Annotated in this window: 2 protein-coding genes; both read left to right on the top strand. The window is 37.1% G+C overall.

Features of this window, described 5'->3' with window-relative positions; all coding sequences use genetic code 11:
• The first annotated feature begins 50 nt into the window (after window positions 1-50).
• Complete coding sequence (locus tag ACLIBH_RS14175; RefSeq protein WP_439317367.1) at window positions 51-374, top strand: hypothetical protein; 324 nt, start codon at window positions 51-53, stop codon at window positions 372-374.
• Window positions 371-4,911 (top strand): isopeptide-forming domain-containing fimbrial protein (locus ACLIBH_RS14170; protein WP_439317366.1); only part of this gene is annotated, 4,541 nt, incomplete at its 3' end. The genes ACLIBH_RS14175 and ACLIBH_RS14170, both read left to right, overlap by 4 nt.

Below are 4,911 nucleotides of genomic sequence, written 5' to 3'. Positions count from 1 at the left end.
GATTATATTTTGTTGGAATTTTGATTGCAAATAAGAAAGGTGGGCATTAAATGAATAATGTAGCACTGCACAGGTTCGGTATTATTGTATTTGCATTAGTGTTGATCACGAACTCTCTTTTGTCTAGCTTTGCTGTGCCAGTACAAATACAAGCAGGTAGCAATGTAAATAACAATGTTTTTACCGATGTAACTCTTACAGACGCAAATGGAAAAGAAATTGATGCTGATAAATATCCAGAACGGCAGGTGAGCAAGAACTCGATCATCAATGTGAAACTCAATTGGAATTTAACAGACAAAGAGGTATCAGACCATGATTTCTTTACGATTCCGAAAGAGTTAAACATTGAAAAAAACAGAATGGTTCGTTGACGGCAGGGAAGGAAGAAATAGGAACATACCGCGTCACTACGGATGGTAAAGTTAATGTAACGGTAAATGATGAAAGTCGTACGCCTATGAATGGTTCATTCTCCTTTGAGACAACGTTGAATAAGGAATTAATAAAAGAAAGAGAAATAATTCCTGTACAATTTCATTTAAAAGAATCGACAAAAAGTATAAACGTTCCGCTGGAAACGGAAGCAGATTCTGACCCAGAAAGCGCTGACGTAAACCAATCTATGGAAGAAACAAATAATGAACACGGTCAGCAAAGCAGCTTAGAAGCAGAGCAATATGAGCCGGCCCAAGAGCAAAAAACATCTGAAGGAGTTAGAACATCTAATGCGGAAGTAAAAATGATCAAACCAATGAATGCAAGTTCAGTACAAACAACGCTTACTCAAGAAAGTACAAAATTGGAGCATTATACAAATGAAGAAATGGTGCACGAAGTTAAGTTAACAATTAGCGGAACGGATACGACGTTTACGAATTCCGTAATCAAAATGGAAATGCCTGGTATACATGTAGATACGCTGGAAGTCGGAGATTTAGATTCAATTTCCCAAGTCGAGTATAAAACGGAAAGTGATAAGCGTGTTGCCTATGTGCACTTGAAACCACTTGGTGGAGGAACTATTTTGTCATTCCCAGTACGTACAAAATTTAAGGAGAAAACGACTCCTGAGGGATATGAATTAATGATAGGTGCAGCATTTTTAGATGATAACGATGAAATCGTAGCAGAGGCTAATCCTGTAAATTTTAAGTCGAAATACGATAAGCCACCACATTTTAGTAAACGACTCAATGATAAACAAGATAATAATCAAGCTATTTATGCAGGTAAGTCAGAAGGTGAAAACGTTACCGAAGATGAAAAATATTTGGTTGAAATTCCTTTTACATTTTTCTTTAATACAAATATGAACAATGCGATATACCGTAAGATGGAGAAAGCAACGATCGTCGATACATTGCCGCCGTTTGCACAGTTTGATCCTGGCAAAAACCCTGGCTGGACGTATAATTCAATTGATAATACAGTAACAAAAGTATTTGAAGGCCCATTTCAAAAAAATAGTGATTTAATAGATGCAATTAATGCAGAGAAACTGAGACTTACGTTTCCTGGGGCTAAACTATCAGAGACGTATACGAACTCGGTGCAAGTAACATTAGAGCCAGAAGGTAAGCCTGATTATGAACAAAACACGGTGTTAGAAGATGATATTACTTACACGTTTGATGACAAGCTTTCGACAGGTTTTTTTACAAAAAGCTCGCCATATATTTCTAATATTATTGACAATGAATACGGGAAAAGTCAATTGCAAGATTGGACCCTTATGGTTAATAATACGACAACAATGGAGATGCGTAATATTGTAATTGAGGAAACCATAGCGAATGTATTCGGGCTGGATAATGCAGATATAGGGTTAGATTCACGTATGATGTTTGATCATCTAAAACTAGATTCTAATTCTTTTGAAAATAGTATGGTTGAATTGATTGCGATTGTTGGAGATACAGAGCAAGTTATTGAGAAAACTGGCGATACGTTTGTATTTCCCGAGCATACGAAAAGCTTTAAACTAAAGATTGATAAAATGGCTGCAGAGACAATCAATCAAAAGATTAATCTCTTTACGAAAATAAAAAATCCAGAAGAAGTACATTACGATGAAGCGAATGCAGATAATAACGTTTTTAGAAATACAGCAACGGTGAAATCAGACTTCATGTATCCGAACCAACCTGATGAGGGGGTTTCGGTAGTAGAAAATAGTACGAGTGCGTACCAATTAACCCAAACCGATGAGAGAATTGGCATTGTAAAGAATATTACCGAAAATTACCAGAAAGATACTTATCTTAAAGGAGACGAAATTCAGTATGTTCTTAGATATGCTCCTTCGTATAAAGTTGATCCGAATCGAATTTTACCAAACGCAAAATTCATTGATTTATTACCCAACGGCCTAACACCGAGTGCGTCGGGAAATTATGAGATCGTCGAAAATTACAAGGATAGCGGGCGTACGGCAATTATCTATGAATTAGGAGATATTAACGCGAGTGAAGCCAAAAATATTTATGTTAAAGCGATTGTTAACAAATATTCAGAAGAAGACCTAAACACGAACGACTTATACTTTGTTTATGACGGCGAACAGTTGCCGATAAGAAGTGATCTAAAGAAAGCTCAAGACAAATATGATCTTAATGACAATGGAAATACCGAAGAGTTTATTAACTATGCGAACGCCAATTATAACTACCTTCAAGGAAAAGAAGTCATTGCTACCAAGTATATTAAGAATAAAGATCAAAACAGTGGATCAACGATTGGCATCGGTACGGAAGAAGGCGCGGAATTTGACTATCGTTTAAATATCAAAAACTACCTTGATAAAGATTTAGATAGCTTAGTTTTATATGACATACTACCGTATAAGGACGACAAGACGATTATTAAAAATCAAGATGGAATAAGGACAGCACGCGGCTCCAATTTTAACAACTTCTTAGATGGTCCTGTTGTTGCACCAACTGGATATACAGTTTATTACAGTATAGATCCTATTATTGAAAATGAAATTGAAGCTGTTAATAATGGTAATTGGTCACAGTCTGTATCCGATTACTCAAAGGTCAATGCGATTAAGATTGAGATGAATGCAGATACGTTACTTGCAAGTAGAGCGGAAGTAGATTTTACCGTTCCGATGAAAGCACCGGAAAAATGGGCATTAAAAGACGGCGAAAAAGCATATAACTCTTTCGCATATTCAACTAACGATGGCCAATCATTCTTGGAAGCGAATAAAGTATTTAATGAAATGGATATACCAGAACGTATAATGAAAGATGTAAATGGTGAAAATCATATAAAAATCGAGCGTGAAAAAGAATATAAATATAACGTCCTAACGCAAATTCCTGAAGATATAAAGGACTATGAGAAATTTTCCATTATAGATGAGGTCGATTCTGGGTTGAGTGTGATCTCTGATGGGGTTATAGCCACTGTTGATGGTCAATCCGATAGCGGATTAGATGTGAATGTAGTGGGGAATAAAGTAACCGTTACCGTGACGGATTTCGCAGGATTAACAGACAAGAAACAAATTGAACTTGTCATTCCAGCAAAGATCAATAACGATACGAATATTAACGAATATGTGGATGGTAATATTTCCAACACTGCTATTTTGAACTTTAAACATAAAAATAGCTACGAAAGTTCTAAAGAAACGAATTCAGTTACTGTAACGCCTGAAGGTCCAAGCATAACAAAAGATGTGAATGGCAAAGAAAATTTAGTAATCGATCGCGATAACACTTTTAGTTACAATGTTGTCACAATGCTACCTAAGGATATTAAGGATTATGAAAGGCTTGTAATTACGGATCAAGTTGATTCAGGGTTAGATGTTATTCAAGAGGACGTCAAAGTAACAGTTGATGGTAGCTCCTACGAAGGCTTGGAAATTACAGTAGTAGATAATGAGGTTACCGCAAATATAACTGATTTTTCTGGATTAGATGGCAAAAGCAAAGTAGAACTAGTTATCCCTGCAAAAATTAAAGGAAGTACGGATATTAGTACGTATACAGATAACAAAATACCGAACATCGCAAAAATAGATTTTATAGATGTCTCCGGTGAGAATAAAAGTAAAGTAACAAAACCAGTGACAGTCACACCACCCAAAACACCGGAAATCGTAAAAAATGTTGAAGGAAAAGAAAATTTAGAGATTGAAAAAGGTGAGGATTACCATTACAATGTTACAGCTCAAATACCTACCAATCTTGAAGGTTTTGAATCATTAAAAGTAATAGACACACTAGACGACCGATTAAATGTCGTAGGTGCAAAAGTTTTTGTCGATGGGGAAGCCTCTAGCGTTGTAGCTGAGATTACCGGCCAAACGGTAGCTGTATCGCTCGATCGACAAGCGCTAAATGACATAGCAGGCAAGGAGCTTCATGTACAAATTACAGCAAAAATTAAAGCAGGTGTAGAAATTGAGCCAATTGACAACACCGCAACAGTTCAGTTGAACGACAATCCATCTGTAGCTTCAAACACAGTAACCGTCGTTCCACCAGCACCAAAAGCGCCAAGTAGCTTGAAGGACGTGGAAGGCCATGGGCATTTAGAAATTGGAAAAGGCGAGGAATACACCTACAACATTCGTACAGTTATTCCAGAAGACCTTGGAGGATACGATTCATTGAAGCTAGCAGACACACTAGACGACCGATTAAATGTCGTAGGTGCAAAAGTTTTTGTCGATGGGGAAGCCTCTAGCGTTGTAGCTGAGATTACCGGCCAAACGGTAGCTGTATCGCTCGATCGACAAGCGCTAAATGACATAGCAGGCAAGGAGCTTCATGTACAAATTACAGCAAAAATTAAAGCAGGTGTAGAAATTGAGCCAATTGACAACACCGCAACAGTTCAGTTGAACGACAATCCATCTGTAGCTTCAAACACAGTAACCGTCGTTCC

The organism is Virgibacillus sp. W0430 (assembly GCF_051846935.1).
GTDB lineage: Bacteria > Bacillota > Bacilli > Bacillales > Amphibacillaceae > JBPYCR01.
The sequence above is the reverse complement of the archived record's forward strand: the minus strand, read 5'-3'. Positions and strand labels throughout refer to the sequence as shown.

Excerpts from the sequence above, each read along its gene's own strand:
- ACLIBH_RS14175 (WP_439317367.1), top strand. The coding sequence starts at position 51 with ATGAATAATGTAGCACTGCACAGGTTCGGTATTATTGTATTTGCATTA.